The organism is Nocardiopsis valliformis DSM 45023, from assembly GCF_000340985.1.
Classification (GTDB): Bacteria; Actinomycetota; Actinomycetes; order Streptosporangiales; family Streptosporangiaceae; genus Nocardiopsis; species Nocardiopsis exhalans.
In genome coordinates this window covers 136383-162782 of record NZ_ANAZ01000019.1, presented here as the reverse complement: position 1 = coordinate 162782, position 26400 = coordinate 136383, and the positions used below count along the sequence as shown (strand labels likewise).

The window sequence follows — 26400 nt, the reverse complement described above, 5'->3', positions numbered from 1 at the left end:
TAGGCAGAACCTCGCAAAATCGGCGGTCAGTCCACCGGGACCGCCCGGTGGTGCCTGCCGATAGGCAGCATCAGCGGCTTGCCCGAGGTGGGGTCGGTGATGATCCGGCTCTCCATCCCGAACACCGCCCGCACCAGCTCGGGGGTGAGCACCTGCCCGGGCGGGCCCGCCGCGTGGAGTCCGCCGTCGGCGAGCGCGATGAGGTGGTCGGAGTAGCGGGCTGCGAGGTTGAGGTCGTGCAGGACCAGCACGATCGTGGTGCCGCGCGAGGCGTTGAGATCGGTGAGCAGGTCCAGGACCTCGACCTGGTGGCTGACGTCAAGGAAGGTGGTGGGCTCGTCCAGGAGCAGCAGGTCCGTGCGCTGGGCGAGCGCCATCGCGATCCACACCCGCTGACGCTGTCCGCCGGAGAGCTCGTCCACCGGCCGATCGGCCAGCTCCACCGTCCCCGTGGCTTCCAGGGCCTCGGCCACCGCCTCGTCGTCCTGACGGCTCCACCGGGTGAGCATCCGCTGGTGCGGGTGCCTGCCCCGGCCGACCAGGTCGGACACGGTGATGCCCTCCGGGGCCACCGGCGACTGCGGCAGCAGGCCGAGCGTGCGCGCCACCGACTTGGGCCGCATGCGGTGCACCTCCTGACCGTCGAGCAGCACCCGGCCGCTGCGGGGCGCCAACAGGCGTGACATCGAGCGCAGCAGCGTGGACTTGCCGCAGGCGTTGGCGCCGACGATCGCGGTGATCCGGCCGGGCGGGACGGCCAGGTCCAGGGCGTCGATGACGTCGCAGTCCTGGTAGCCGAGGGTGAGTTCCTCGACGATGAGCGAGTGGTCCGTGGTCACAGGGAGCCTCCCACACGGTTGGTGCGGACGATGAGGTAGACGAGGTAGGGGGCACCGAGCACGCCGGTGACGACCCCGACGGGGAAGCGGGTCCCGAAGGCGAACTGTCCGCAGAAGTCGGCCACCAGGACCAGCAGCGCTCCGACCAGCGCTGAGGGCACCAGCAGGGATCCGTCCGAGCCCACCAGGCGGGCGGCGATCGGCCCGGACAGGAAGGCTACGAAGGCGATCGGTCCGGCCGCGGCGGTGGCGAAGGCGATCAGCCCGACGGCGCCGACGATCGCCAGCAGCCGGGTGCGGTCCACCCGCACGCCCAGGGCCGAGGCGGTGTCGTCGCCCAGCTGGAGCGCAGAGAGGTCGTTGCCCAGACCTAGCAGTATCGGCGCGATCAGGACCAGCGCGACGACCACCGGCAGGGTCGCGTTCCAGCTGGTGCCGTTGAGGCTGCCGGTGAGCCAGCGCATCGCCTCCTGCAGGTCCCAGGTGGCGGCGCGGTCGAGGATGTACGACGTGATGCTGTTGAGCATGGCGGCGACGCCGATGCCGATCAGGATGAGCCGGGTACCGGAGACCCCGCTCTTGTACGAGAGCGCGTACACGAGCAGGGCCACACCGAGCCCGGCAACAATCGCGAAGACCGACACCCCGGTCCTGTCCAGGGAGAGCACCACAATGGCGAAGGTCGCGGCCGCGCCGGCGCCCGCGCTGATGCCGATGATGTCGGGGCTGGCCAGCGGGTTGCGCAGCATGGTCTGGAAGGTGACACCGGCCATCCCGAAGCACATTCCGGCGGTGATGGCGAGTACGGCACGGGGCAGGCGCAGTCGCCCCACGGTGAACGAGGCGCCGGGGACGTCCTGGCCGAGGACGACCCGGGCAACGTCACCGGGCGGGTAGAAGGTCTGCCCGACCATGAGGGTGACGGCGAAGCCGAGGACGATCAGGGCGGCGAGGACGCCGACGACGGTGTGCCGTCGGCGGGCGCGGAGCCTGCGACCGCGGGTGACGGTCTCGACGGTGGAGATGCTCACAGGGCACGCACCTTCTGGCGTCTGACGATGTAGATGAAGAAGGGGGCGCCGACCAGGGCGGTCACGATCCCCACATCGATCTGTCCGGGGCGCGCCACGATGCGGCCGAGCACGTCCGCGGCGGTGAGCAGCGCTGCTCCGGTCAGGGCCGAGAACGGCAGCAGCCAGCGGTGGTCCACCCCGACGAGCAGGCGGCACACGTGCGGGACGACCAGGCCGACGAAACCGATGGGGCCGGTGACGGCGGTGCTGGCCCCGCAGAGCACGACGGCGCCGACGGAGGCGGTGATCCGTGTGGCCTCCACGCGTTGGCCCAGCCCGGCTGCGAGTTCGTCGCCCAGGGCTAGGAGGTTGAGCCCGCGCGCGGAGAGCAGGCAGACGATGAAGCCGACCGTGAGGAAGGGCAGCACGTGGGAGATGGCGTCATAGGTGCCGCCGCCGACCCCGCCGATCTGCCAGGAACGGATCCCGTCGGCGATGTCGTTGCGCGGGAGCACGACGGCGCTGATGAACGAGGCCAGCGCGGCAGAGGTGGCGGCTCCGGCGAGGGCGAGTTTGAGCGGGGTCGGGCCGCCGCGGCCCATGGAGCCGATGACGTGCACGAACAGCGCGGTGATCCCGGCCCCGGCGATCCCCCACCAGATGTACTCGGTGGCGGTGGCCAGCCCGAAGAAGGCCACGCCGGTGACCACGGCGAGCGAGGCGCCCATGTTGACGCCCAGGATGCCGGGGTCGGCCAGGGGGTTGCGGGTGGCGCCCTGCATGACCGCGCCGGAGACCCCGAGGGCCGCACCGACGAGCACGGCGAGCAGGGTTCGGGGGATGCGTTTGGCGACCGCGGCCTCGTTGAATCCCTCGGTCGAACCGCCGAAGGCCGCCACGATGTCGGCCCACTCGACATCGCGGGAGCCGACGGAGACCGAGAGGAACATCAGGCCCAGCAGGACCGCGAGGGTCAGGAGCAGCCAGAGGGGGCGGCCCCGGCGCGGGGGCCGCACGGTGGCGGCCCCCGTCTGGGCGGAGGCGCTCTGTGTTGAGGCGTTCTGTGTGGAGGGGTGCTGCGCGGTCACTGTGCCCCGTCAGCGGCCCCGGCCAGGAGCGACAGGTAGTCGTCGAGGACCCAGGAGATCGACAGCGGGGTCGGGTTGGCGGCGGTGCCGAGCGGGCTGTCGCCGGGCAGGCTGACCACGGCCGAGTTCTCCACGGCGGGCATCTGGGCCAGCAGCGGGTCGTCCTCGAGGGCCTCGACCAGTTCGTCGCCGCCGTAGGTGACGATGATGTCGACGTCGTCGAAGGTGTCGGCTTGTTCGGCGCTGTGGGTGAGGGAGAACTGGTCGGTCTCGGCGGAGGCGTCGGCCACGCTCTCGGGGGTGGTCAAGCCGATGTCCTCGAAGAACAGCGCGCGGGTGTCGTGCGTGGTGTAGAAGCTGACCTCGCTGAGGTCGCTGGTGTCCACGTGGGTGAGGAACATGGCCGAGGTGCCCTCGATCTGGGGGTGTTCGGCGACCGCGTCGGCGATCTCGGCCTCCAGCTCGGCGATGAGCTCGGCGCCCTCGTCGGCCATGCCGAGGGCGGCACTGTTCAGCTCGATGGTGTCGCGCCAGGAGGTGCCCCAGGCGGTCTCGGGGTAGGCGACGACGGGGGCGATCTCGCTCAGGGTGTCGTAGTCCTCCTGGGTGAGCCCGGAGTAGGCGGCGAGGATGACGTCGGGCGCGGTGTCGGCGACCGCTTCGAAGTCGATGCCGTCGGTCTCGTCGAAGAGCACGGGGGTCTCGGCGTCCAGCTCCTGGAGCTTCTCCTCGACCCACGGGAGCACCCCGTCGTCGTTGTCGTCGCCGAAGTTGGCGGCGGCCATGCCGACCGGGACGACGCCCAGGGCCAGGGGGACCTCGTGGTTGGCCCAGTTGACCGTGGCGACCCGCTCGGGCGCGGAGTCGATGGTCGTCGTGCCGAGCGCGTGCTCGACGGTGACGGGGGTCCAGTCACCGGAGTTCGCGGAGCCCTCCTCGGCGGGGGAAGAAGAGCAGGCGGCGAGGGTGAGGGGGATCAGCGCGGCCGTGGCGATGCCGGCCAGCCTTGAAACGCGGGGCATGGTGTCCTTCCGGTGGTGTCCCTGTACACCCCCGAAAACCGGGAGTTAGGTTTGCCTAACCGAATTTAGGGCGCACTCAGTAGGTTCGCAATCGCGCGAAGAGGACACCCTTCCTCGCAAAACGGACACCACGCCAATGACAGGCCCGGCCACTGACCCGGCGATTACTGTGCGCGGAACCGCCCGGGGCTCATCCCGGTGACCCGCCGGAACACCGTGCCGAACGCGCTCGCCGAGTGGTAGCCGACCCGCTCGGCGACCTCCTCGATCTCCTCTCCCCCACACAGCAGCGTGATCGCGTGCTGCACGCGCGCGACGGCCAGCCACTGACTGAACCCGAGCCCGGTCTGCGCCCGGAAGGCCCGCGTGATGGTCCGGCCGCTCACGCCCAGCCGCGCCGCCCAGGCCACCAGGGTGGTGTCGTCGGCCGGGTCGGCGCGCACGGCGGACACGATCGGCGCCAGCAGCGAGGACTCGGGAATCTTCAGGAGGAGTTCGACCGGGGCGGGCGCCAGCAGGTCCAGCACCAGTGCCTCGGTCTTGGCGCGAGAGTCGGGGGCCAGATCCTCGGTGTTGAGCCGCTCCAGCAGCAGCCGCAGCAACGGGGTGACCTCCACCGCGACGGGGGTGTCCGCGATCGCCGGGACCGCGTGGATGCCGAACTGCGCGGCGTGGTGCCAGGTGCCTGCCGGGGTCCACCCGGAGTGGAGTGTTCCGGCCGGGATCCACAGGCCCACCGACGGGGTGATGGTCCAGACCCGCACCCCGATCCTGGCAGTGGACGCGCCGCGCTGGTTCCAGAGCAGCTCGTGCGTGGGGTGGGAGTGCTCCTCCCAGTAGGTGTCGCGGGCGATGACCTCGTCGGTTCCGTAGACCACGAACGGCACGTCGATCTCGCCCGCCGTGTAGAGGGGGAGCCTGCGGCTGTCGACCCTCTCCGTCCGTCCGCGGCGCTTGCCGCGCCCGGCTGCGGGGTTCGGCGCCATGTCTCGTATGACCACGTCACCAAGGTTATGCCCCGATGAGAACTCCCAGCGAGAGCAAGGGGAGCCCTGCCTTGTTTTCTGGCTCGGGAAGGTTTCCGGTGACACGGATAGCGGTGAGAGCATCCGGCGCTCTGGCGGTTCTGCTGATCGCAGGATGCGGAACAGCCCAGGACACGGAGAAGGGCCCCAGCGGCTCGGGCGACGGAACGTACCCGCTGACGGTGCGGACCGCCCACGGGGAGGTCACCGTCGAACAGGCGCCGGAGCTGGTGGTCGCGCTCGGCTTCGCCCCTGCCGAGGAACTCCTCGCTCTGGGCGTGGAGCCGGTCAGCGTGGCCGAGGCCCCCAACACCCTTGAACAGAGTGTGCCGTGGCTGGCCGAGGAGATCACCGAGCGACCAGCCCGCGTCACAGTGAGCGCTGGTCCCGGCGCAGGGGGTGGTCGTCGGGGATCTGGACCAGGACGATCCGCACCCCGTCGGGGTCGGCGATCCACGCCTCGACCAGCCCCCAGAACTCCGTCCGGGGCTCACGCAGCCCGGTGACCCCGGCCGCCGTCAACCGGGTGTACTCGGCTTCCACGTCGCGCACCTGCAGCCACAGGGCCAACGGCGCAACCCCGGACGGTTCGGCGGTCCCGGAGACCTCCAGCAGCCCGTTGCCCAGGAAGAACACCGTCCCGAGGGCCTCGGGGTCGCCGAACTCGCGGTGCACCGCCAGCCCCAGCACGTCCCGGTAGAAGTCACGACTGCGCTGAAGGTCGGTGGGCCGCAACAGCAGGCGGCTGCTCAGAACGTCCATATCCGGCATGGTCGCATCCCCCGATCCGCCTGGGAAGCGCACCGGCCCGCAGCCTCTTCGGCCGTCGGGCGGATCACACGGCCGCCGCCCTCCCCTGGTCCAGGGTGAGCAGGTGGTCCGCCCCTCGCGCCTCCTCGGCGAAGTGGGTGGCGTGCACGACCGTGACCCCCTCGGCCGCGATTGCGGCGATGGTCCGACCGATCCGCTCCCGGGCCTCGTGGTCCAGCCCGGCCGAGGGTTCGTCCAGGAGCAACAGGTCCGCCTCCTGGGCCAGCCCCTGGGCGATCAGGGCGCGCTGGCGCTGACCGCCGGAGAGCTCGCCGAGGCCGCGGTCGGCGAGGTCGGCGACCCCGGTCCGTTCCATGCAGCGGGCGACCACCGCCCGGTCGTGGCGGGTGAGCGGGCGCCACAGCCCCCGGTGCGCCCAGCGGCCCATGGCCACCGTGGCCCGCACGGTGAGCGGCAGGGTGTCGGGGACCGCGCTGCGCTGCACGACGAAGGCGGGGCGGGCCGCCCGGGCGCTTCGAGCGCCCCGGTCCGGTGTGACCTTTCCCCGTCTGAGCGGCACTGTGCCCGCCAGGACCCCGAGCAGCGTTGACTTTCCCGCACCGTTGGGCCCCACCAGGGCGGTCACCGCCCCCTCGGGGATCTCGGCGCTCACCCCCTTGAGGACGTCGGTCCTCCCATAGCCCGCGTACAGGTCGTCCAGCAGCACGTCGCGCCCCTCTGCTCTCCGGGTGTTCGGATACCGACCGTTCAGCCCGATTTGGAAACGATAATGGTTATCGTTATAGAGTGTCCCATCATGGAAGCACTGATCGAACCCTTCGGGGTCACCTTCGTACAGCGTGCGCTGTGGGCCGGGCTCCTGGTCTCGGCCATCTGCGCGATCGCGGGTACCTGGGTCGTCCTGCGGGGCATGGCCTTCCTCGGGGACGCGATGTCGCACGGCATGCTGCCCGGGGTGGCCCTGGCCGCCCTGCTCGGGCAGAGCCTGTTCCTGGGTGCTGCCCTGGCCGCGACGGCCATGGCAGCCGGGGTGACCGCGCTGAGCCGCTCACCCCGGCTGTCCCAGGACACGAGCATCGGCCTGCTGTTCGTGGGGATGCTCTCGGTGGGTGTGATTCTGGTTTCGCACTCGGCGTCCTTCGCCGTGGACCTCACCGCCTTCCTCTTCGGCGACGTCCTGGGCGTACGGGAGCGGGATCTGCTCCACCTGGGACTCTCCCTCGCGGTGGCGCTGGTGATCGCGGTCGCGGGTCACCGGGCCTTCGCCGCGCTGGCCTTCGACCCCCGCAAGGCGCACACCCTGGGCCTGGCCCCGCGACTGGCCCATTTCGCTCTGCTGGGCCTGGTCACCCTCGCTGTGGTCGCCTCGTTCCACGTGGTCGGCACCCTGCTGGTGTTCGGTCTGCTCATCGCGCCTCCAGCGGCGGCGCTGCTCTGGGCCAGGAGCATCCCCGCGATCATGGTCACCGCCGCCCTGCTGGGCGGCGCCGCGACCTACGTCGGCCTGCTCGTGTCCTGGCACTGGGGCACGGCGGCGGGCGCGACCATCGCGGCCTCGGCGGTGGCGTTCTTCTTCGTCTCCGCACTGACCGCCGGGCTGCGCTCGCGGCTGGCCGCGAGAGCGCGCCCCACCCCCTCGGAGGCCGCTGGCTCCCCTGAATCCACACCCCCGTCCACCACTCTGGAGAGGCAGGTGACGTCTTGAGTCGCCCCATGACCGCCCTGATCCCAGCGGCGCTGTTCCCCCTGCTCGTCTCCGGTTGTCTCGGCGGTTCCCCCGAGGCCGCTGGTGAGCCCGACGACGAACAGACCCCCCACGGCTACGTGGAGGGCGCGGAGGAGACCGCCGAACCGCAGTCCCGCCTGGTCCTCGCCGACACCGACACCGGGCAGGTGCACCTCCTGGACCTGATCACCGAGGAGGTCTCCGAACTCGGTGAGGTACCCGGGGTCGACGGCATCACGGGGGACGGCCGCTTCGCTTATCTGCATTCATCCGGTGATGGGACCACCAACGTCTTCGACAGTGGTGTGTGGACCGTGGACCACGGCGACCACAACCACTACTACCGAACCGGTTCCGCTCACGTGGGTTCCCTCGACCTCACGGCCTCCCCGTACGTGGTCACCGACACCGCCCTGACCTCGGTGAACGGAGGCGAAGGCGGGTCTTTGGTCCTGGAACGATCCGAACTGGAGGACGGTTCGGTCACCTCCGCTGACGCCCTGCCCGACGAGGGAGCCGCGGCCTACCCCTACAAGGGGGTCCTGGTCACCGTGGACAGCTCCGAGGGCACCGTCAGATCCACCGAGCGCGACGGTACGGCCGCGGAGTCACTCGGCGAGAGCTGCACCGACCCTGACAGCGCGGCCCTCACCCGGCGGGGCCTGGTGATCGGCTGCATGGAGGGCACCCTGCACGTCACCGAGCAGGACGACACCCTCGAAGCCGAGATCCTTCCCCACCCCGGGGAGGACCGCTCCGGAGCATTCCACCACCGCCCGGGGTCCGCGGTCCTGGCCACACTGCCCGCAGAGGACACCCTCTGGGTACTGGACCTGGCCGAGAGCGAGTGGCGGGAGTTCGAGCAGCCCGGCGCCGTGGCGGCGACAGCGGTCGGCGAGGAGGCCCCGGTCCTGGTCCTGACCGAGGACGGGACCCTGCGCTCCCTCGACCACGAGACCGGCGAGGAGGAAGCCTCCACCGCACTGCTCGACGTGGTCGACACCGAGCACCCGCCCACCATCCAGGCGGACGCCTCCCGCGCCTACGTCAGCGACCCCGAATCCGGGGTCGTCCACGAGATCGACTACAACGACGACCTTCGTGTGGCCCGCACCCTCGACCCGGGGATCGCGCCGCACCTGATGGTCGAGACCGGACGGTGACCGACTTGCACCCCCGAACCACCGCGACCGCACGCGCCCTCTCAGCCCTCGTGGCCACCGGCTTCGCCGTCACCCTCACCTCCTGCTCCGCCGAAGGCGAGGGCACCGGGATCGTGGTGACCACCAACATCCTCGGCGACATCACCGAACACATCGTCGGCGAACAGGTACCGGTCACCGTGCTGATGCCGCCCGACACCGACCCGCACTCCTTCGCGATCTCCGCCCGCGAGGCCGCGACCCTGGAGAACGCCGACCTGGTCGTACACAACGGCCTCGGCCTGGAAGAGGGGGTCGCGCACAACGTCACCGCGGCAGAGGAGGCCGAGGTGCCCACCCTGGAGGTCGGCGCGGGCATCGACCCCCTGCCGTACACGTCCGACGAGAGCGAGGGCGAACCCGACCCGCACTTCTGGACCGACCCGGAGCGGGTGCTGCTGGCCGTGGACCTGATCACGGAACACGTGATCGAGGCGGTCGACGGGGTCGACACCGACGCCGTGCGTGCCAACGCCGAGGCCTACGCGGCCGAGGTCGCCGAACTCGACACCTGGATGACCGAGGAGTTCGCCGCCCTGCCAGCCGAGAACCGCAGGCTCGTGACCAACCACCACGTCTTCGGATACCTCGCCGACCGCTACGACTTCGAGGTCATCGGCGCGGTGATCCCCAGCGGCACCACCCTGGCATCCCCCAGCACCTCCGACCTCAAGGAGCTATCGGACGCCGTGGCCGAAGCGGGTGTGTCGGCCGTCTTCGCCGACTCCTCACAGCCCGACCGCCTGGCCACCGTCATGGCGGAGGAGGCCGGTGTGGACATCGAGGTGATCCCCCTGCACTCCGAGTCCCTGAGCGCGGAGGGCGGAGGCGCAGAGACCTACCTCGAGATGATGCGCGCCAACACCGAAGCCATCACCGCCGGTCTGCGCAGCGATTGACTGCGCGGGGAGTGAGCCCGTCACCGGGCCGCTCCGCACCGCGTACCCCCCGTTTCCCCTTTCCCGCACACCATCCATCCCGGAGAGAACAAGCATGCGCACCAACCGAATCACCCGTGGGGCGGCCCTACCAGCCCTGCTGTCCGCCGGTCTCCTGCTGACCGCCTGCGGCACCGGATCCGACGGGGAGGAGGCCTCCGGAACCGACGAGGAGGGTTCCCCGGCAGAGGTTGTCGCCTCGGAGCCCGTGGTCACCACCTACGACGGCGGACTGTACGTCCTGGACGGCGAGACGCTCGAAGTGGTCGGGGACATCGAACTGGAGGGCTTCAACCGGATCAACCCCGGCGGGGACGAGCGGCATGTCTTCGTCTCCACCTCCGAGGGCTTCCAGGTCCTGGACGCCGCGGGAGCGGAACTGACCGACACCCTCTTCACCGCCGACACCCCCGGGCACGTCGTGCGGCACGACGACCGGACCGTCCTGTTCGCCGACGGGACCGGCGAGATCACCGCCTTCGACAGCGACGCCCTCGGCAACGGACTGCCCGAGGACCTCGACGTCTACACCGCCGAGGAGGCCCACCACGGTGTGGCGGTCGAACTGGCGAACGGCGAACTCCTCGTGACCCTCGGCGACGAGGAGGAGCGGGTCGGCGCCATCGTCCTGGACGAGAACCAGGAGGAGATCGCCCGCAGCGAGGACTGCCCGGGAGTGCACGGTGAGAGCGCCGCGCAGGGCGGAGCCATCGCGATCGGATGCCAGGACGGGGCCCTGATCTACCAGGACGGCGCGTTCACCAAGGTGGACGCCGAGGACGACTACGGCCGGATCGGCAACCAGGCCGGTTCCGACCAATCGCCGATCATCCTGGGCGACTACAAGACCGACCCGGACGCCGAACTGGAGCGCCCCGAGCGCATCGCACTGATCGACACCACCGACGCCAGCCTGGAGCTGGTCGACCTGCCCTCCAGCTACACCTTCCGTTCCCTGGGCCGCGGCCCGGACGGCGAGGCCCTGGTCCTGGGTACCGACGGTGCCCTGCACATCATCGACCCCGAGACGGGCGAGCTCACCGACAGCATCGAGCTGATGGACGAGTGGGAGGAGCCCCTGGAGTGGCAGGACCCCCGTCCCACCCTCTTCGTCCGAGGCGGCACCGCCTACGTGAGCGACCCGGCCACCCAGCAGATCCACGCGGTCGACCTGGGCACCGGTGAGGTGACCGGCTCGGTGAAGCTGGACGAGACCCCCAACGAGCTGAGCGGCGTCACCCACTAGGGCATCGGACGCGACAGCCCCCGGGCCGCCTGAGTACCTGCTCTTCTCTGAGCGCCGGTACCCAGGCGGCCCATTCGCGGTAGGGCCAGCACGGACGCGAGCGAGCCGGTGCATTGTCCGACGGAAATGTGACCCTCGACAAAGACGCGAAGCAGGACCCCGGAAAGGGAAAAACCCACCACATCCAAAAAATCCAACTGTGGCTACCGGACGCCTTTTCACACCCGCGCCGCGAACGGAATCCACACCCCGGGCAAAGTAGGGATCCAGTGAAACCCGACTTCCTCGAAAGGGTGTTCATGACCACGGACCTGACGGACCGGGAGCCGCCCCGGAGTGACCAGGCCTGTCCGATCAGTCCCGTGGTGGACCTGGTTTTCAGCCGCTGGACCACCCCGGTCCTGTGGACCCTGCACACCCACGGGCGCCAGCGCTTCGTCGAGTTGCAGCGGCACATCGGCACCATCTCACCGAAGGTACTGACCCAGCGGCTCCGGCAGATGGAGCGGGACGGGTTGGTCCGCCGCACCTACCACGCCGAGGTCCCGCCCCAGGTGGAGTACGAGATCACCGAGCTCGGCAGCAGCCTCTCCCCGCTCTTCGCCACACTGGCGCAGTGGTCCGCCAGCCACCCGGACGAGGTGGAGCGGGCCCGCAGGCAATACGACACCCAGGGCTCCCCACCGACCCGCACCTGAACCCGCGGGCCCGCCCCACACGTCGTCGGCCGCACACGCTGCGATTTCCCAGACCGCCTTCCACTCGCCGTCCGCGACGTCCCGAGCGAAGCGCGGGACGCTGGCGAAGGAACCACCGCGACCGATCACCGCCACCCTGCGCAGCACCGCCACGACGTGGTTGCGCAGGTCCCGCACGCTGTACTCGGGGCAGGGGGTCGGGGCGTCGTACTGATCAGAGCGCACCCCGGCGACGACCTGCCCGGCCAGTTCGACGGCTCTGCTGAGCCCTTCCTGCGGCTCCAGGGCCCGCGCCTCGGGCTTCTTGCGGTCACCGTTGACAACGGTCATGGACCACTCCCGCTGAAAAAGAAGAGAAGGCGAATTTCGAAAACACGTATCCGCCATGGCCCGAGAAACGTAACATCGGGGGTTATTAGTTACCTAGGAGAAAGCGACGTACCCCGTGGAAAGCAATTCCGGCAAGGTCAGGGGCAGGGCGTGGGGGCGGGCCCCGTGGAGTCACGGATGACCAAGTGGGCGGGGAGCACCACCCGCTGCGGCGCGGGGTGGGCGGTGGACAGCGACCCCTTCCGCAGCAGGAGCTCCACGGCCACCCGGCCAGCCTCGTCCTCCGGTCCGGCGAGGGTGGTCAGGGCGGGCACGCACAGGTCGGCGCCGAAGATGTCGTCGTAGCCGACCACGCTGACCTGCCCGGGCACCGAAACTCCGCGTTCGGCGAGCCTGCGCAGGACACCGATGGCGAGCAGGTCGTTGTGGGCGATCAGTGCGGTCGCACCGGAGACCAGGGCCGCGTCAGCGGCCGCACCGCCCCCGCTGACCTTGGGCGGGAACGGACCGAGCCGGGTGACCGCGACCCCGCGCCGCTCCGCCGCGGCCCTGAGCGCCTTCCAGCGTTCGCTGGCCAGCCAGGACTGGTGCGGGCCGGAGAGGTAGACGATCGAGCGGTGGCCCAGTGAGGCCAGGTGTTCGACGATCTGCCAGCTCCCGGGGCCGCTGTCCACCACCACACCGGGCAGGCCGTCGACCTCGCGGTTGACCAGCGCCAGGTTGTGCCCCTGGGCGATCGCGACCGTGGTCTCGTCACTCATCCGGCTGGCGGCCAGCACGAAGCCGTCCACCGAGTGGTCCAGCCGTTCGATCTGGTTGCGTTCGTTGGCCGCCGACTCCTCGGTGTTGCCGAGGATGAAGGTGACACCCGCTTCACTGGCGCGCCGCTCCGCCCCGCGGATGGTGCCGAAGAAATGCGGGTTGGTGATGTCGGAGACCAGCAGGGCGATGGTCGCCTTGTGTCCGGACTGCAGGGCCGTGGCCAGGGGGTTGGGCCGGTAGCCGAGCCGTTCGGCGACCCGGAGCACGTGTTCGCGGGTGGTCGCGTTCACCCGGCGGGGGTTGCTGAAGGTGCGGGACACGGTAGAGGCGGCGACCCCGGCCTCGACGGCGACATCGTAGATGGTCGTGCGCTTGGGAGTGTTCATCTCGCCCCCTTCCTACCGGTTTGTGGCAACTTTTGGCAATCGCTTGCCACCGCTGTGAACGGAAACCTAGAGTTCACGAAAGTTTGACGCACGTCACACCCTCGGCCGCTGATCAGCGAAAAGCCGTGTTCTCCCGACTGGAGCCGACTGGGATGAGCCAATCCCCCGAAACAAACGACACCGGTCCGCCGCACCCCAGACCGGCGGTGGTCCGGTGGCTGGAAACCGCCGAACTCGTCACCGGCGCCCTACTGCTGACGGTGATCTTCGCGCTGATGCTCATCCAGGCCACCCAGCGCCACCTACCGGTCTCCGGCTGGGTCTGGACCGGCGAGCTCGCCAGGTTCGGGCTGGTTTGGCTGACCTTCTCCCTGGCCGGCTACCTGGTCGGCAAGGACGAGCACATCACCCTGAAACTGGTCGATCACGTGGCCGGAGGCCGCGTTCTGCGCGCCGTCTGGATCCTGGCCAACCTCGTCATCGCGGCGGTGGCGGTCGGCTTCGTGTTCGAGGCCGCCGAACTCGTCTTCGGTGGTTCCCCGCAGACCACACCCGCCATGAACATCCCCCTGTCCTGGACCTACGTCATCCCCATGGTCGGGCTGAGCCTGGCCGCGCTCCGGGCCCTGGCCAACACCCTCCTGCCCGCGCCTCCCCGCATCGAGTCCATCCCCGAGGAGCGTGCTGAATGAGCGCAGCGCTGGTCATCACCGGCATTCTCGTCCTCATGCTGCTGCGCGTCCCCGTGGCGTTCGCGATCCTCGGACCGACCCTGCTGTACATGGTCGTGACCGACCAGTCCACCGGACTGAGCCTGCGCACCGCGGCACAGGAGGTCAACAGCTTCCCCCTGCTCGCCGTGCCGCTGTTCATCCTGCTCGGGGTGGTCGCCAACCACACGGGCATCGCGGACCGCATCTTCGCCTTCGCCCAGGTGCTGTTCGGCAGGGTCCGCGCGAGCCTGGGTTACGTGAACATCGGCGTCAGCGTCGGTTTCTCGTGGATCAGCGGCACCGCCCTGGCCGACGTCGCCGGTATGGGCAAGATGGTCGTCCCGGCCATGACGAGCCGGGGCTACCCGCGCCGTTTCGCCCTCGGCCTGACCGCCTCCTCCAGCCTGGTCAGCCCGGTGATGCCGCCGAGTATCCCCGCGATCATCTACGCCTCGGTGGCCGCGGTCTCCACCGCGGCGCTGTTCGCCGCGGCAGTGGTCCCGGCCATCCTCATCGCGGGCGGCCTCGCGCTCTACGTCTTCATCTGGAGCCGCAGGCAGCCCCAGTTGTCGGGACGCCGCTCACGACCCGGCGAGTTCCGCACCGCCGCACTGCGCGTCATCGGCCCGCTCGGTGCGCCGGTCCTCCTCCTCGGAGGCATCCTCAGCGGGCTGTTCACTCCGACCGAGGCGGCCGCCGTCGGTGTCGCCTACATCCTCGCTCTCGGTTTCTGCTACCGCCGCCTCACCCTGCGCTCCCTGTGGTCCATCACGGTCGAGACCGCGACCACCGCGGCGTCGATCACGCTGATCCTCGCCGCCTCGGGACTGCTGGGCTGGGTCCTGGCCCGCGAACGGGTGCCGCAGGACATCGCCTCGTTCCTGCTCGGCTTCACGGACAACACCGTGGTGTTCCTCCTGCTGGTGAGCGTGGCGCTCATTCTCATCGGGACCATCCTGGAACCCATCGCAGCGCTGGTCATCACCGTTCCGGTCCTGCTCCCGATCGCCGTGCAGTTCGGCGTCGACCCGGTCCACTTCGGTGTGCTCAGCATCGTGAACCTCATGATCGGGCTTCTCACACCTCCCCTCGGCGGCGTGCTCTTCGTGCTCGGATCGGCGACCCGCACACCGATGCACGAGGTGTTCCGCGGCACGGCGCCGTTCCTGATCCCGCTCCTGGCGGTGCTCATGCTGCTCACCTTCGTCCCCGACCTCGTCCTCTTCCTGCCCCGATACCTGGGCCTGTAGGGGCGCTGCCCGCCCCGACCGCCTACGCGCACCAGCTCCCCAAGGAAGGTTTCGCCATGAACACCGGAATCCGTTTCGCCGCACTCGTACCCGCCGCAGCGCTCCTGCTCACCGCCTGCGGTTCGGGCGACGACAGCGACGGGCCCACTCTGACCTTCTCCAACAGCTACACCGACGAGCACCCGCACACCCGCTGCGGTATCGAACTCGTGGCCGAACGGGTCGCGGACTCCGACGCCGGTTTCAGCATCGACACCTTCCCCGGCAGCCAGCTCGGGGACAACACCGAGACCTTCGCGTCGGTGATGTCCGGCGACATCGACATGGACGTGCAGGGCTCGGCTGCGCTGGGGTCGGCCTACGAGCCGATCGGGGTCTTCGACGCCGCCTACGCGTTCGACGACGCCGACCACATGTTCTCCTTCTTCGACTCGGAGGCCTCCGATGACCTGAAGCAGGGGTTCGAGGAGGCCACCGGCGCGAAGATCCTCGACGTCTGGTACTTCGGCGACCGCCACTTCACCGCCAACCAGCCGATCCGGACCCCCGACGACCTGTCCGGCCTGCGTATGCGCTTCCCCGACTCCCCCATCTACCTCGCCAACGCCGAGGCGATGGGCGCGAGCCCCACGACGGTCGCCTTCGAGGAGGTCTACATGGCCCTCCAGCAGGGGACCGTCGACGGCCAGGAGAACCCGATCGCGACCATCGACGCCGACAACTTCAACGAGGTCCAGTCGCACGTGAGCCTCTCGGGGCACCAGATCGGCTCACAGATGATCGTCGTCTCCGGCCAGACCTGGGAGCAGCTCTCCGAAGAGCAGCAAGAGGTGCTCCAGGAGGCGGTGACCGAGGTCCGCGAGGAGAACCGCGCCTGCATCGAGGAGGCGGAGGCGGAGATCCTCGCCGAGTGGGAGTCCTCCGGCGCCATGGAGGTGGTCGACGACGTGAACGTGGACACCTTCCGCGACCAGGTGCACGAGCACTTCCTCTCCACCCTCGACGGTACGGAGCTGGAGCTCTACGAAGCCTTCCGCAACGTCGGATAGTGACCGCCGGGACGGCGGCCGACCGCCGCCGTCCCCTCCCCAGGCGCGAAACGGGCCGCCCGCGAACCGGGCCGCCCACACGAGAAGAACCGGAGTTCGAACGACATGCGGCGATCCATCGCCACGGTTTCCCTCAGCGGAACCCTGGAAGAGAAACTGAGCGCGGCCGCCAAGGTCGGCTTCGACGGCGTGGAGATCTTCGAGAACGACCTCATCGCCTCGCCCCTGGCCCCGCGCGAGATCCGCGCCCTGGCCGGGGAACTCGGGCTGAGCATCGACCTCTTCCAGCCCTTCAGGGACTTCGAGGGAGTGGATGACACACGCCTGGCCGCCAACCTGCGCCGCGCCGAGGCCAAGTTCGCGCTCATGACCGAGCTCGGTGTGGACACCCTCTTGGTCTGCTCCAACGCGACCGCGTCGGCGATCGACGACGACGCCCGGTCCGCCGCACAGCTGCGCGCGCTGGCAGAGACCGCCGAACCCTACGGGGTGCGCATCGCCTACGAGGCCCTGGCGTGGGGACGCCACGTGTCGACCTACGGGCACTCGTGGCGCATCACCGAGGCGGCCGACCACCCCTCCCTCGGTGTGTGCCTGGACAGCTTCCACATCCTGTCCAGGGGAGACGACCCCTCGGGCATCCGGGACATCCCGGCGGAGAAGATCCTCTTCCTCCAGCTGGCCGACGCGCCACGGATGGACATGGACGTCCTCCAGTGGAGCCGCCACCACCGCTGCTTCCCCGGGCAGGGGGGCTTCGACCTGACCGCGTTCACCGAACACGTGATCGCCGCGGGTTACCGGGGCCCGCTGTCACTGGAGGTGTTCAACGACGTCTTCCGCGCCGCCGACCCCGACCGGACCGCCGCGGACGCCCTGCGTTCGCTGTCCGCGCTGGAGGATGCGGTGGCGCGTGCGCGCACGACCTCCGAACGGGGCCGGGGCGCGGCGGAAACGGATGCCCCGGTTCACCTGAACCGGCTTCCGGACCTCGTACCGCCCGAAGGCCTGGGGTTCGTGGAGGTCGCCGCCGCCGAACCGGCCGCCAAGCGCACCCGCTCCGTCCTGTCCGCCCTGGGGTTCGCGCACACCCGTGACCACCGCTCCAAGCCCGTGGAGCTGTGGGAGCACGGGCGTACCAGGGTCCTGCTCAACTCGGCCGACCCCAGGCTCGGTCACACCTGGATCGGCGACGCCGCCGTGACCGCGTTCGGGGTCGACGTCACCGACCCCGAGCAGGTGGCCGCCCGGGCGGAACAGCTCTCGGCCCCGGCGCTGTCCCGCCGCCGCGACCCCTCGGAGGCCCGACTGCGGGCGGTCGCCGCCCCCGACGGCACCGCCGTGTTCCTGTGCCCGACCGGCCCGGCCGGGGAAGCTGGAGAAACCGGACAAGCCGGGGAAGCGGACTGGACCCGGGACTTCTCCGCGCCCGCGATCGACCACCTCCGCGAGGGGACACCGACCCCGATCACCGGCATCGACCACCTCGGGCTGCACCAGCCCTTCGACCACTTCGACGAGGCCTCCCTGTTCTACCAGGCCCTGTTCGGCCTCTCGCCGTCCGAGAACACCGACCTCGCCTCTCCGGACGGTCTGGTGCGCAGCCGTGTGCTCACCCGGCCGGGCCCGGTGCCGGGGCCGCGGATCGCGCTGAACGTGTCCGTCCTGGGCCGCGGCCCGCAGGCGGACGCCGCCGGTGGCGCCCAGCACATCGCTCTGGCCTGCGACGACATCGTTGCGGTGGCCCGTGCGATGGTAGCCGCGGGCGAGCCGCCGCTCGGTGTCCCCGACAACTACTACGACGACCTGGCCGCCAGGACCGACCTGTCCCCGGCCCGGTGTGAGCTCATGCGCGGTCTGGGCATCCTGTACGACCGCGACGGCGACGGCGAGTTCCTGCACCTCTACTCGCCGCTGTTGGACGGGCGGCTGTTCTTCGAGGTCGTGCAGCGGGTCAACGGCTACGAGGGCTACGGTGCGGTCAACACCCACGTGCGGATGGCCGCGCACCGCTCGGGGCGCGGTTCGGAGCTCAGCGTATGAACGGCCGGACGAGGAACCGCGGAACTGTTCGCGCGGAGACCGGTATGCCGGACGCGACCTCCTACCTGGTGGGACTGATCGGTTCGGGCATCGGCCCCTCCCTGACCCCGACCATGCACGAGACCGAGGCCGCCGAGCTCGGGCACCGGCTGGTCTACCGCAGGATCGACCTGGACACCTGGGACCTGCCGCCGTCTGCCGTGGGTGAACTGGTGCGCTCGGCCCCGCGTTACGGGTTCGACGGGCTGAACATCACGCACCCCTGCAAGCAGCTGGTGCTGCCCCACCTGGACGACCTCACCCCCGACGCGGCGGCGCTGGGAGCGGTGAACACCGTGGTGTTCGACGGCGACCGGGCGGTCGGGCACAACACGGACTGGTCGGCCTTCGCCCGGTCCCTGGAGTTCGGGCTGCCCGCTGTCAGCAGGGAGACCGTGGTCCTGCTGGGCGCGGGCGGAGCGGGTTCGGCGGTGGCGCACGCCCTGATGACCTCGGGGGTGCGTGAGCTCGCGGTCGTGGACACCGACGCCGAGCGGGCCACCGGCCTCGCCGTCGACCTCGGGGAACGCTTCCCCGGTCGCCGCTGCCGGGCGGCTTCCCCCGGGGAGGTCGGCGTGCTCCTGGCCGACGCGGACGGGCTGGTGAACGCGACTCCGATCGGGATGGCCCACCACCCCGGCCTGCCGGTCGCGGCCGAGCACCTGCGGCCGTCCCTGTGGGTGGCCGACGTCGTCTACCGGCCGCTGCGCACGGCGCTGCTCGCCGAGGCCGAACGGATCGGCTGCGCGGCCCTGGACGGCGGCGGCATGGCAGTGTTCCAGGCGGCGCAGGCGTTCGAGCTGATCACGGGGCTGGTGCCGGACCACGAGCGCATGCAGGCGCACTTCGCGGCCGCCGCCGGGGCCTGACACCGCCGGGGCCTGGGGCGGGGCCGGAGCGTAACCTCGTGTCTGTCCCCGCCTCCGCGTCCTTGGTGACAGGCCCTTGGAAAGGAGCCCCGTGCTCCCTCTCGTCAGCGCGCCCAACGACCGCCCCGCACTGTGTTTCCCGAACCCAGGCTTCCCGACCCCCGGTCCCGGTGACCGCGTCCTCACCTACCGGGAGCTCTCCGAAGCCGCCTCGCGGTTGGCCGCGGAGCTCCCGGTGGGCGGGAGGGTGGCGGTGTGGGCTACCTCCGCCCCCGAAACCTGTGTCGCGGTGACCGCCGCGGTCCTGGCCGGGGTCGCGGTCGTACCGCTGAACCCGCGCTCCGGCGAGCGGGAACTGCGGCACGTGGTCGACGACAGCACCCCCGATCTCCTGCTCTGCTCTCCCGGCACCGAGCTGCCCGAGGTCCTGGTCGTGTTGCCCCGTCTGGAGGTGGACGCCTCCCCCGCCCCGGGCACTCCCCCGTTCGTGCGCGAGGTGGACGACGAGGAGATCGCCCTGGTCGTCTACACCTCGGGCACCACCGGCCCGCCCAAGGGCGTGCTGCTCTCCCGCCGCGCGGTGGCGGCCAACCTGGACTCCCTCGCCCGGACCTGGGGGTGGACCGGCCAGGACGTCCTGGTGCACGCCCTGCCCCTGTTCCACGTGCACGGCCTGGTCCTGGGCGTACTGGGACCGCTGCGCCTGGGCGGGTACCTGCGCCACCTGGGCAGGTTCGACACCGGGGCGCTCACCCGGGCGCTGGCGGCGGGCGGCACCGTGCTCTTCGGGGTGCCCACCATGTACCACCGCCTCGCGGAGGCCGTGGGCGAGGACCCCGCACTGGTGAGGGAACTCTCCGGGGCCCGACTGCTCGTCTCCGGTTCGGCCGCCCTGCCACTGCCCGACCACGGGAAACTGACCGCCGCGACCGGACAGCGGGTGGTCGAGCGCTACGGGATGACCGAGACCCTCATGAACACCAGCGTCCGCCCCGGTGACCAGGCGGGCCCCGGAACCGTGGGTACCCCGCTCGACGGAGTGGAACTACGCATGGTCGACGACCACGGCCAACCCATGGAACCGGACGCCCCGGGTGAGATCGGCGAGGTCCAGGTACGCGGCCCCAACCTGTTCAGTGGCTACCTCAACCGCCCCGAGGCCACCGCCGAGGCGATGGCCGACGGCTGGTTCCGCACCGGTGACATGGCCGTGCTGGACACTGAGGGGCGGGTACGCCTGGTCGGCCGCCGCAGCACCGACCTCATCAAGAGCGGCGGCTACAAGATCGGTGCCGGGGAGATCGAGAACACGCTCCTGGCCCATCCGGGCGTGGCCGAGGCCGCCGTCACCGGAGAACCCGACCCCGACCTGGGCGAGCGCGTGGTCGCCTGGATCGTGCCGACCGGCCCGGCCGCGCCGACCCTGGCCGAACTCGCGGACCTGGTCGCTGCCCAGCTGGCCCCGCACAAGCGCCCCCGCCGCCTGCGCTTGGTGGAGTCCCTGCCCCGCAACGACATGGGCAAGATCCTCAAACGGGAGCTCGGCGGCTGAGGCTCCGGTCCGCTGATCCTTCGAACCGCGGGGCCCCAGCACCGCAGGTCACAGTTCCGCGTCGGGCCCGAACCAGGCTTCGACGATGCGGTCGTAGGTGCCGTCGTTCAGGGCCGTGTTCAGCCACTGGTCGACGTAGTGCTTGAACACGTCGTCGCCCCGGGGCAGCATGAACGCCTTCTCGAAGTAGTCGAAGGGCTCCCCGGGGTTGACCGCGCACAGCTCCTCGTACTCGTTGGCCGCCCACAGCACCTCGGAGGCGTCGGTGGTCATCACGTCGGCGTTGCCCGCGACGATCTCGTCGAAGATGGTGTTGTTGTCGTGGCGGATGAGCTCGCCGTCCGGGTAGTGTTCCTCGGCGAAGATCTCGTTGGTGCCGCCGCTGGGCACGATCGAGCGGACACCCGGCTGGTTGATCTGCTCGATGGTGCGGTAGTCGTCGACGTTCTCGCAGCGGGTCATCGGGGTCTTGCCGTCCTCCATGAGCGGGGCGGAGAAGTACACCGTCTCGGCGCGGGCGGTGCTGACCGAGATCCCGCCCACGGCGATGTCGCAGTGGGCGAGGAAGTCGTCCACGAGGTCGTTCCAGCTGGTCTGGGTCCACTCGATCCCCACCTTGAGCTCCTCGGCGAGGTCGCGGGCCATGTCCACGTCGATACCGGTGAAGCCGTCGTCCCCCGGGTCGAGGTAGGCGGTCTCGTCAGCGTCGGGGGCGAGGTAGGTGAAGGGCCGGTAGTCGCCGGTGGTGCACACGTTGAGCGCACCCCGGACGAGGACCGCGTCGAGTCTGCTCTGTCCCCCGAGGTGGGGACCGGGCTCCTCGCCGGTCTCCCGCGCCGAACAGCCGGCGGCAAGGAGCACGGTCAACGAGGCGGCGAGGACGAGATGCGGCTTGGCCGGCGCTACGGGCACGTGGGGCTTCCAGCTTCTACTCGGGGCGAGTGACCTGGGTCAGGCTAGTCAACCCGGCGGCGGGGCGATCCGGCCGGGTTCCGCCCCCCGTTCGTACTGCTGGCGCAGTATGTCCTGGTCCACCGGGCTCATCTGGTCGTAACCCGGGTGCTGCTGGACCCGGCGGTCCAGTTCGTTTTCGTGAGCCATCCGTGCGGCTCCCCAGGAGACCACGGCCACCAGCGTGACGGACCCGACCATGATCAGGGCCATCGCCCCGATCGGGTACGACTCCAGGTGGAACCGGAAGAGAACCAGCCCGAACGCGACGGCCAGGGTGTAGATACAGACCCAGGCTACGGCCGCCACATTGGAACCCTCCCACCGCAGGGCACCCGCGCTCAGTGTGTGGAAAAAGCCCAACAGCGCGGCCGACACCAGCAGCACGGTCGCTGCTCTGGGCCCCGGAAAGCCGGTCGACCTCAGGTGACGGTGGAGGAGCACGAACACCAGCACGAGAGCCAGGATCAGTGGGATTCCGAAGAGCAGCGGAAAGAACACGTAGCTGACCTGGAACACGAACACGAAGAGCGCGCCGAACCCGAAAAGCAGTTGTCCGCCGTAGACCAGGAGGACAGGGTAGAGGATCGCCTGGAGAATGATCGCCACCACGGCGGACCAGGGGAGGGGCGGTTCCTCCCCAGCGGAGCTGTCCTCGCGCGGAGGGCGGTCGTTGGAGCCAGGGGGTGGAGAGGACAAACGCGCTGCTCCGATCTGGTGGGGGCCAGTCCGGGGTCCGGTCGGCGGGGCTCCGGCACCGCTGGGCCGACACCCGGTTCCCTCCGACTCCAGCATTCGGCGGTCACGGCCCGGTGACCCGGTCCGCTCGATTCCATCAAATCCAGAACAGCGAAGAGCGAACATGAAACGAAGCGCTGACACCGTCAAGAACTGGTCAGAAATCATTCTCGACCAGCTCGGGAATCCGCGGGTTTTCGCGCTCAACGCCGATGAGGTCGACGATGTCAACGCGCTGATCTTCGACAGTGGCACCGTTCCCGGATCGACCCTTCGCACGCTCTCCGAAAAAGCACCGGAAGACATCCGGTCCGGCGTGCTGACCTTTGTTTCCCTGCACCCCAGCGGCTCCGGCTCCGGGGTCCGCCTTCCTGACTCCCTGCCTGAACACCAGGTCGTCCTCATGCTCGCCGAGCAGCTTCAGGAAGAAGTATGGGAAAGCACCGGGGGTCAACCCGTGCCCGCGTGCCCGGGCCACCAGCATCCCGCGAAAGCCGGCTCGGTGAACGAGGTCCCCTCCTGGGTGTGCCCACGGGACGGAAACGTCCTGCGACCCATCCTCCCGGCGGGCTCTCCCGAATGACAAGGCCGGCGCGGCGCGCGGGCAACCCTTGCCCTCGACACCGAACCTAGGCATATGAGGAAGAAACCTAGGAGCATTAGGATCGCTATGCCGCGTGTGGGACTCACCCGGGACGCTCTGGTGTCCGCCGCCGCCGACGTCGCCGACGAGATCGGGTTCGACCGGCTGACCCTCGCCGTGCTCGCACAGCGCTTCGGTGTCCGGGACGCCAGTCTGTACACGCACGTCCGGGGCCTGCCCGACCTCCTGGAGAGCGTCGCCCTGCTAGCACACGACGAATGGGCGGACACCCTGTGGCAGGCGGTGGCCGGACGGTCCGGCCACACCGCGCTGCGGGCGTTCGCCGACGCCTACCGCGCGTTCGCGACCGGGTATCCGGGCCGCTACTCCGCCACCCGGTACCCGGTGCCGCCCGAGCGGCTCGCCGAGTCCACCGGGATACCGCGCATCATCGAAGCCTGCTACGCGCTGCTGCGCGGCTACGACCTCGCCGGAGAGGACGCCACCGACGCGGTCCGGCTTCTACGCAGCACCTGCCACGGCTTCAGCGACCTGGAGGCGGTCGGGGGATTCACCGCCGACCGCGACCTGGACGCCTCGTGGCAGCGTGCGATCGACGCGCTCCACCACACCCTGACCCACTGGTCGAAGACCTGAACCCGAACAGGAGCAACCCATTCCCTCCAGCACTCTCACGCTGAACCTGAACGACGTCACCGTGGACTACGACCGCCGCGGCGACGGTCCCCCGCTACTGCTCGTCCCCGGCGGGGTCGGGCACGGCGGCATGCTCGACCCGCTCGCCGCGCACCTGGCCGACCGCTTCGACGTCGTCACCATGTCCAGTCGCGTGGCCTCGGCGAAGCAGCCCGAGACCTTGGGCGACCAGCGGCCCGGAGACCACGCCGAGGACGTGCTCGGACTGATCGACCACCTCTTCGCGGAACCGCCGATCGTGTTCGGCTTCAGCTCCGGGGCCGTCACCGCCCTCGAACTGCTGGCCCAGCGGCCCGACCGCGTCTGTCTGGCCGTGGTCCACGAGCCGCCGCTGGTCAATCTGCTGCCGGACGCCGCACGCCACCGCGCCGCACTGGAATCGGTCCGCGCCGCCGCCCGAGACCGGGGCCTGGAGGAAGCCCGGGAGCTCATGACCACCGCCGTGACCTCACCCGGACCCGACCCGGCCCGCGAGAGCGACCTTCCCCGACTCCAACGCGTCGGGGCCTGGAGCGACGGTTACGCCGGTACCGGGCCCGAACCGCTCGGCCCCGAACTGGCAGAACTCTTCGTCCGGCTCGGTGAGCTCCAGGGGATCATGCTGGAACACATCATGCTCCCGTTCACCACCCACGAACCCGGCCTCTCCGTGCTCGCCGCGCACAGCGGTCAGCTCGTCCCCGTGGCCGGCGTCGACTCACCCGGCCAGCTCCCGTACCGGACCGCGGCCGCCCTGGCCGCGCGGCTCGGTCTGCCGCTGACCGAACTCCCCGGCGGCCACCTCGGCCCGGTCGAACGCCCCGCGCAGTTCGCGGACGCGCTCAAGGACCTCCTCGGCACCCGCTGACTCCTCGAAACACGGTGTCCGACCGGGCCCTGAGCCAGCCCCCGACTCACCCGCAGTCCGCGTCGGCGAGCCACGCGCGCGCGTCCTCGTCGGCCGCGTCCGTGGAGTGGTCGGGCCGGATGGGCTCCTCGTTCAGGTTCACGCCGTCGCGGTCGACGTAGACGCCGCTGGTGAGGACCAGCTCGGCGCCGTCGTAAAGGGTGTGCACGGAGTTGCCCGAGGTGTATCCGGCGCTGTCCTCGCCGAAGGATTCCACCGAGTCCAGCCCGCGGAAGACCGTGAGGACCGCCTCGCCGCTCGAGGCGGTCCGTTCGCTCTGGAGCAGGGCGATCGGCTGATCGGTGATCTTGGGTGTCTCCTCGACGCTGATGACACTGTTGCCGTTCATGCCGACCCCGTCGTCCTGCACGGTCACGCCCATCTCGGTACCGGCGGCCATCCGGAACTGCATCGCGGCCCCGTTCGGCAGCAGCGACGAGAGCCCCGACAGCATCGGGTACATGTTGCCGCCGGTGTTCTCACGCAGGTCGATGATCCACCCGCACACCTCCGGAGCGGCTGCGGCGATGTCCGCGGCCGCCTCGTCGGCGTACCGCTGCTGGAGTTCCCCGGACACGCTGCCGAGCTCGGGCACCACCACGGTCGCGACCCCACCGTCCACCGTGACCGTCGGAGCCCGGAATTCGGAGGTCGACTCACCGACCCGGTCCGCGGCCTCCCCCGGGGTCAGGAAGAACGTGTGGCTACCACCCGCCGCGTCCGCGGCCTCGGCCAGGACGCCGTGGAGGTCGGCGTAGCTGTCGGCGCCCTCGGCGGCCTCCAGCACCCCTTCCCGCGCGGCCTCCCACTCCGCTCCGTCCGCGTAGTAGCCCCGCTCCATCAGTTCGAGGGCCACGTCCGCGTACCGCTGCGGCGAGGGCGGGAACAGGTAGACGCCGAACTGCGGACCGTACGTGTGGACCAGCCAGACTCCGCCTCCGCCCAGCAGGAGCACCACGATCGCGATGGCCGCCAGGACCCGGCGCCACAGCTTCTTCCGGGGGTTGACAGGGCTTTCCGCACGAACGGAATCGGGCGTTTCACCCTCATTGAGCGTCTTCATGGGGGGAGCGTAATGAGGAGTGTGCGGGGTCTGACACCCTCGAAAGTTATGTGTTCAGGGGTCCGTTCGCCACCAAAGTGAGCCGTTTCCAACCCGGGTGAACCGGGTCGTCTACTGCGGGCCCCGCCCGCACGACCCGGCGCGGTCCACGGCACCAGGACAACGCGGACCCACGGCGTTATCGACGCCCTGACCCAGGCTGGCACGACCTGGTCAAGTCCGCCCCACGCCGCACCCCGCCGTCGCCGACTGAATGGCTCTGCCCCGGGACGGGCGGCGGGCGGCCAAGGAGGGCTGGGCGCGGTCAGGCGACGGCGTCCACGAGATCGGTCAGGTCCGCCTCGGTAGCCCCGGCACGCAGCTGTACGTCGAAGGTGTAGCCCTCATCGCAGAACACCAGGTCAAGGTCTGCCGGGGCCAGCTCCCGGAAGGCGATCGCCAACCAGACAGCGTCTTCTTGCCAGACGTCCATGTACAGGCAGGTGCCGCCCTGGTGCAGATACGCCTCACCCGGGCCGTGCTCCGTCTCGAACTCCCACAGGAGACTGCGCACTTCGCTGTGATGAGTCGAGTCGATCCCGACCTCCGGCCACCGAGCGGAGACGGCCTCCGTCAGCGACTTCCGGTCGACACGCCATCCGCCCGTATCACCCTCGACAAACACCAGGAACGTCATGACCAGGGTCTACCAACCACCCCTGACAAGGCGCCGGTTGGCGTCAGCCCGAAGTGGGAATGGGCTCAGTCAACCCCCGCGCGACGGGTGAGCCATCCGATCAGGTCGTCGGTGACGAACTCGTCCTCGGCCACGGCATAGGGGCACAGGGGCGGTCGTAGGGCGGTTCGGATGGTCAGCCACTGCACGCGGCATCGCGACACCTTCGGCTCGGTGGATCGGACC

At 70.1% G+C, this 26400-nt stretch carries 27 protein-coding genes and 1 pseudogene; 14 read left to right on the top strand and 14 right to left on the bottom strand.

The features are described 5' to 3' along the window. Positions 1–26: 26 nt before the first annotated feature. The 7 genes from D457_RS0119610 to aztA form a co-directional block, all read right to left on the bottom strand. Entirely contained in the window at positions 27–839 is an 813-nt protein-coding gene (locus D457_RS0119610; RefSeq protein WP_017582376.1) for an ABC transporter ATP-binding protein, read from the bottom strand. Further along, positions 836–1870, bottom strand: coding sequence for a FecCD family ABC transporter permease (locus D457_RS0119605; RefSeq protein ID WP_017582375.1), 1035 nt, complete (start codon positions 1868–1870; stop codon positions 836–838). Before D457_RS0119605 ends, D457_RS0119610 begins: the two co-directional genes overlap by 4 nt. Continuing rightward, a complete protein-coding gene (locus tag D457_RS0119600) occupies positions 1867–2940 on the bottom strand; it encodes a FecCD family ABC transporter permease (protein WP_017582374.1) in 1074 nt (357 codons plus the stop codon). Before D457_RS0119600 ends, D457_RS0119605 begins: the two co-directional genes overlap by 4 nt. Continuing rightward, the gene (locus D457_RS0119595) at positions 2937–3962 is read right to left on the bottom strand and encodes an iron-siderophore ABC transporter substrate-binding protein (RefSeq protein ID WP_017582373.1); all 1026 of its coding nucleotides are present in this window, start codon (positions 3960–3962) and stop codon (positions 2937–2939) included. The genes D457_RS0119600 and D457_RS0119595 overlap by 4 nt, the downstream gene beginning before the upstream one ends. Before the next feature lie 164 nt (positions 3963–4126). Then, positions 4127–4948 (bottom strand): helix-turn-helix domain-containing protein, encoded by an 822-nt coding sequence (locus D457_RS0119590; protein WP_017582372.1) that lies wholly within the window; start codon positions 4946–4948, stop codon positions 4127–4129. 408 nt (positions 4949–5356) lie between these two features. Further along, a complete protein-coding gene (locus tag D457_RS0119585) occupies positions 5357–5749 on the bottom strand; it encodes a VOC family protein (RefSeq protein WP_017582371.1) in 393 nt (130 codons plus the stop codon). Positions 5750–5822: 73 nt separating this feature from the next. Further along, the gene (gene aztA / locus D457_RS0119580) at positions 5823–6464 is read right to left on the bottom strand and encodes a zinc ABC transporter ATP-binding protein AztA (RefSeq protein WP_017582370.1); all 642 of its coding nucleotides are present in this window, start codon (positions 6462–6464) and stop codon (positions 5823–5825) included. 90 nt (positions 6465–6554) lie between these two features. Here aztA and aztB point away from each other — a divergent pair, with 90 nt between their 5' ends. The 5 genes from aztB to D457_RS0119555 all read left to right on the top strand — a co-directional run bounded on the left by aztB (position 6555) and on the right by D457_RS0119555 (position 11568). Next, positions 6555–7463, top strand: coding sequence for a zinc ABC transporter permease AztB (gene aztB / locus D457_RS0119575; protein WP_017582369.1), 909 nt, complete (start codon positions 6555–6557; stop codon positions 7461–7463). A gap of 8 nt (positions 7464–7471) precedes the next feature. Beyond that, positions 7472–8647 (top strand): hypothetical protein, encoded by a 1176-nt coding sequence (locus D457_RS0119570; RefSeq protein WP_017582368.1) that lies wholly within the window; start codon positions 7472–7474, stop codon positions 8645–8647. After that, the gene (gene aztC, locus D457_RS0119565) at positions 8644–9585 is read left to right on the top strand and encodes a zinc ABC transporter substrate-binding protein AztC (RefSeq protein ID WP_017582367.1); all 942 of its coding nucleotides are present in this window, start codon (positions 8644–8646) and stop codon (positions 9583–9585) included. Before D457_RS0119570 ends, aztC begins: the two co-directional genes overlap by 4 nt. Before the next feature lie 94 nt (positions 9586–9679). Further along, positions 9680–10870, top strand: coding sequence for a zinc metallochaperone AztD (gene aztD / locus D457_RS0119560; protein WP_017582366.1), 1191 nt, complete (start codon positions 9680–9682; stop codon positions 10868–10870). A gap of 299 nt (positions 10871–11169) precedes the next feature. Continuing rightward, complete coding sequence (locus D457_RS0119555; protein WP_051072971.1) at positions 11170–11568, top strand: winged helix-turn-helix transcriptional regulator; 399 nt, start codon at positions 11170–11172, stop codon at positions 11566–11568. A gap of 117 nt (positions 11569–11685) precedes the next feature. Here D457_RS0119555 and D457_RS37830 read toward each other — a convergent pair. Both D457_RS37830 and D457_RS0119550 read right to left on the bottom strand, forming a co-directional pair. Next, a pseudogene (locus D457_RS37830) lies at positions 11686–11898 on the bottom strand (maleylpyruvate isomerase N-terminal domain-containing protein); the annotation flags it as partial. A gap of 137 nt (positions 11899–12035) precedes the next feature. Continuing rightward, positions 12036–13046: a LacI family DNA-binding transcriptional regulator gene (locus D457_RS0119550; RefSeq protein WP_017582364.1), complete on the bottom strand. Its 1011-nt coding sequence runs from the start codon at positions 13044–13046 to the stop codon at positions 12036–12038. 152 nt (positions 13047–13198) lie between these two features. Here D457_RS0119550 and D457_RS0119545 point away from each other — a divergent pair, with 152 nt between their 5' ends. The 6 genes from D457_RS0119545 to D457_RS0119520 all read left to right on the top strand — a co-directional run bounded on the left by D457_RS0119545 (position 13199) and on the right by D457_RS0119520 (position 20561). Then, positions 13199–13738, top strand: coding sequence for a TRAP transporter small permease (locus D457_RS0119545; protein WP_193374519.1), 540 nt, complete (start codon positions 13199–13201; stop codon positions 13736–13738). Then, a complete protein-coding gene (locus D457_RS0119540; RefSeq protein ID WP_017582362.1) occupies positions 13735–15009 on the top strand; it encodes a TRAP transporter large permease in 1275 nt (424 codons plus the stop codon). The genes D457_RS0119545 and D457_RS0119540 overlap by 4 nt, the downstream gene beginning before the upstream one ends. 56 nt (positions 15010–15065) lie before the next feature. Then, entirely contained in the window at positions 15066–16058 is a 993-nt protein-coding gene (locus tag D457_RS0119535) for a DctP family TRAP transporter solute-binding subunit (RefSeq protein ID WP_017582361.1), read from the top strand. 105 nt (positions 16059–16163) lie between these two features. Further along, positions 16164–18101, top strand: coding sequence for a sugar phosphate isomerase/epimerase and 4-hydroxyphenylpyruvate domain-containing protein (locus tag D457_RS0119530; protein ID WP_017582360.1), 1938 nt, complete (start codon positions 16164–16166; stop codon positions 18099–18101). A gap of 44 nt (positions 18102–18145) precedes the next feature. Then, positions 18146–19009 (top strand): shikimate dehydrogenase, encoded by an 864-nt coding sequence (locus D457_RS0119525; protein WP_017582359.1) that lies wholly within the window; start codon positions 18146–18148, stop codon positions 19007–19009. 91 nt (positions 19010–19100) lie between these two features. Then, entirely contained in the window at positions 19101–20561 is a 1461-nt protein-coding gene (locus D457_RS0119520; protein ID WP_017582358.1) for an AMP-binding protein, read from the top strand. Between the two features lie 48 nt (positions 20562–20609). Here D457_RS0119520 and D457_RS0119515 read toward each other — a convergent pair whose 3' ends face one another. After that, complete coding sequence (locus D457_RS0119515; protein WP_017582357.1) at positions 20610–21473, bottom strand: transporter substrate-binding domain-containing protein; 864 nt, start codon at positions 21471–21473, stop codon at positions 20610–20612. 48 nt (positions 21474–21521) lie between these two features. Beyond that, a complete protein-coding gene (locus D457_RS0119510) occupies positions 21522–22211 on the bottom strand; it encodes a hypothetical protein (RefSeq protein ID WP_083926809.1) in 690 nt (229 codons plus the stop codon). A gap of 163 nt (positions 22212–22374) precedes the next feature. On the opposite strand from D457_RS0119510, the gene D457_RS34180 reads away from it, so the two are divergent. The 3 genes from D457_RS34180 (at position 22375) to D457_RS0119495 (ending at position 24397) form a co-directional block, all read left to right on the top strand. Continuing rightward, on the top strand, positions 22375–22833 hold the full coding sequence (locus D457_RS34180) for a hypothetical protein (protein WP_017582355.1): 459 nt from the start codon (positions 22375–22377) through the stop codon (positions 22831–22833). Between the two features lie 87 nt (positions 22834–22920). After that, positions 22921–23490 (top strand): TetR/AcrR family transcriptional regulator, encoded by a 570-nt coding sequence (locus D457_RS0119500; RefSeq protein ID WP_017582354.1) that lies wholly within the window; start codon positions 22921–22923, stop codon positions 23488–23490. A 61-nt stretch (positions 23491–23551) separates the two neighbouring features. Continuing rightward, positions 23552–24397 carry an alpha/beta fold hydrolase gene (locus tag D457_RS0119495; protein ID WP_017582353.1) on the top strand — a complete coding sequence of 282 codons (846 nt, stop codon included), beginning with the start codon at positions 23552–23554 and terminating at the stop codon, positions 24395–24397. Between the two features lie 46 nt (positions 24398–24443). On the opposite strand, the gene D457_RS0119490 is transcribed toward D457_RS0119495, so the two are convergent. The 3 genes from D457_RS0119490 to D457_RS37550 all read right to left on the bottom strand — a co-directional run bounded on the left by D457_RS0119490 (position 24444) and on the right by D457_RS37550 (position 26363). Next, on the bottom strand, positions 24444–25499 hold the full coding sequence (locus D457_RS0119490; RefSeq protein ID WP_017582352.1) for a S41 family peptidase: 1056 nt from the start codon (positions 25497–25499) through the stop codon (positions 24444–24446). A gap of 304 nt (positions 25500–25803) precedes the next feature. Beyond that, the gene (locus tag D457_RS0119485) at positions 25804–26175 is read right to left on the bottom strand and encodes a hypothetical protein (protein WP_017582351.1); all 372 of its coding nucleotides are present in this window, start codon (positions 26173–26175) and stop codon (positions 25804–25806) included. 65 nt (positions 26176–26240) lie between these two features. Then, on the bottom strand, positions 26241–26363 hold the full coding sequence (locus D457_RS37550) for a hypothetical protein (protein WP_017582350.1): 123 nt from the start codon (positions 26361–26363) through the stop codon (positions 26241–26243). Positions 26364–26400: the final 37 nt, after the last annotated feature.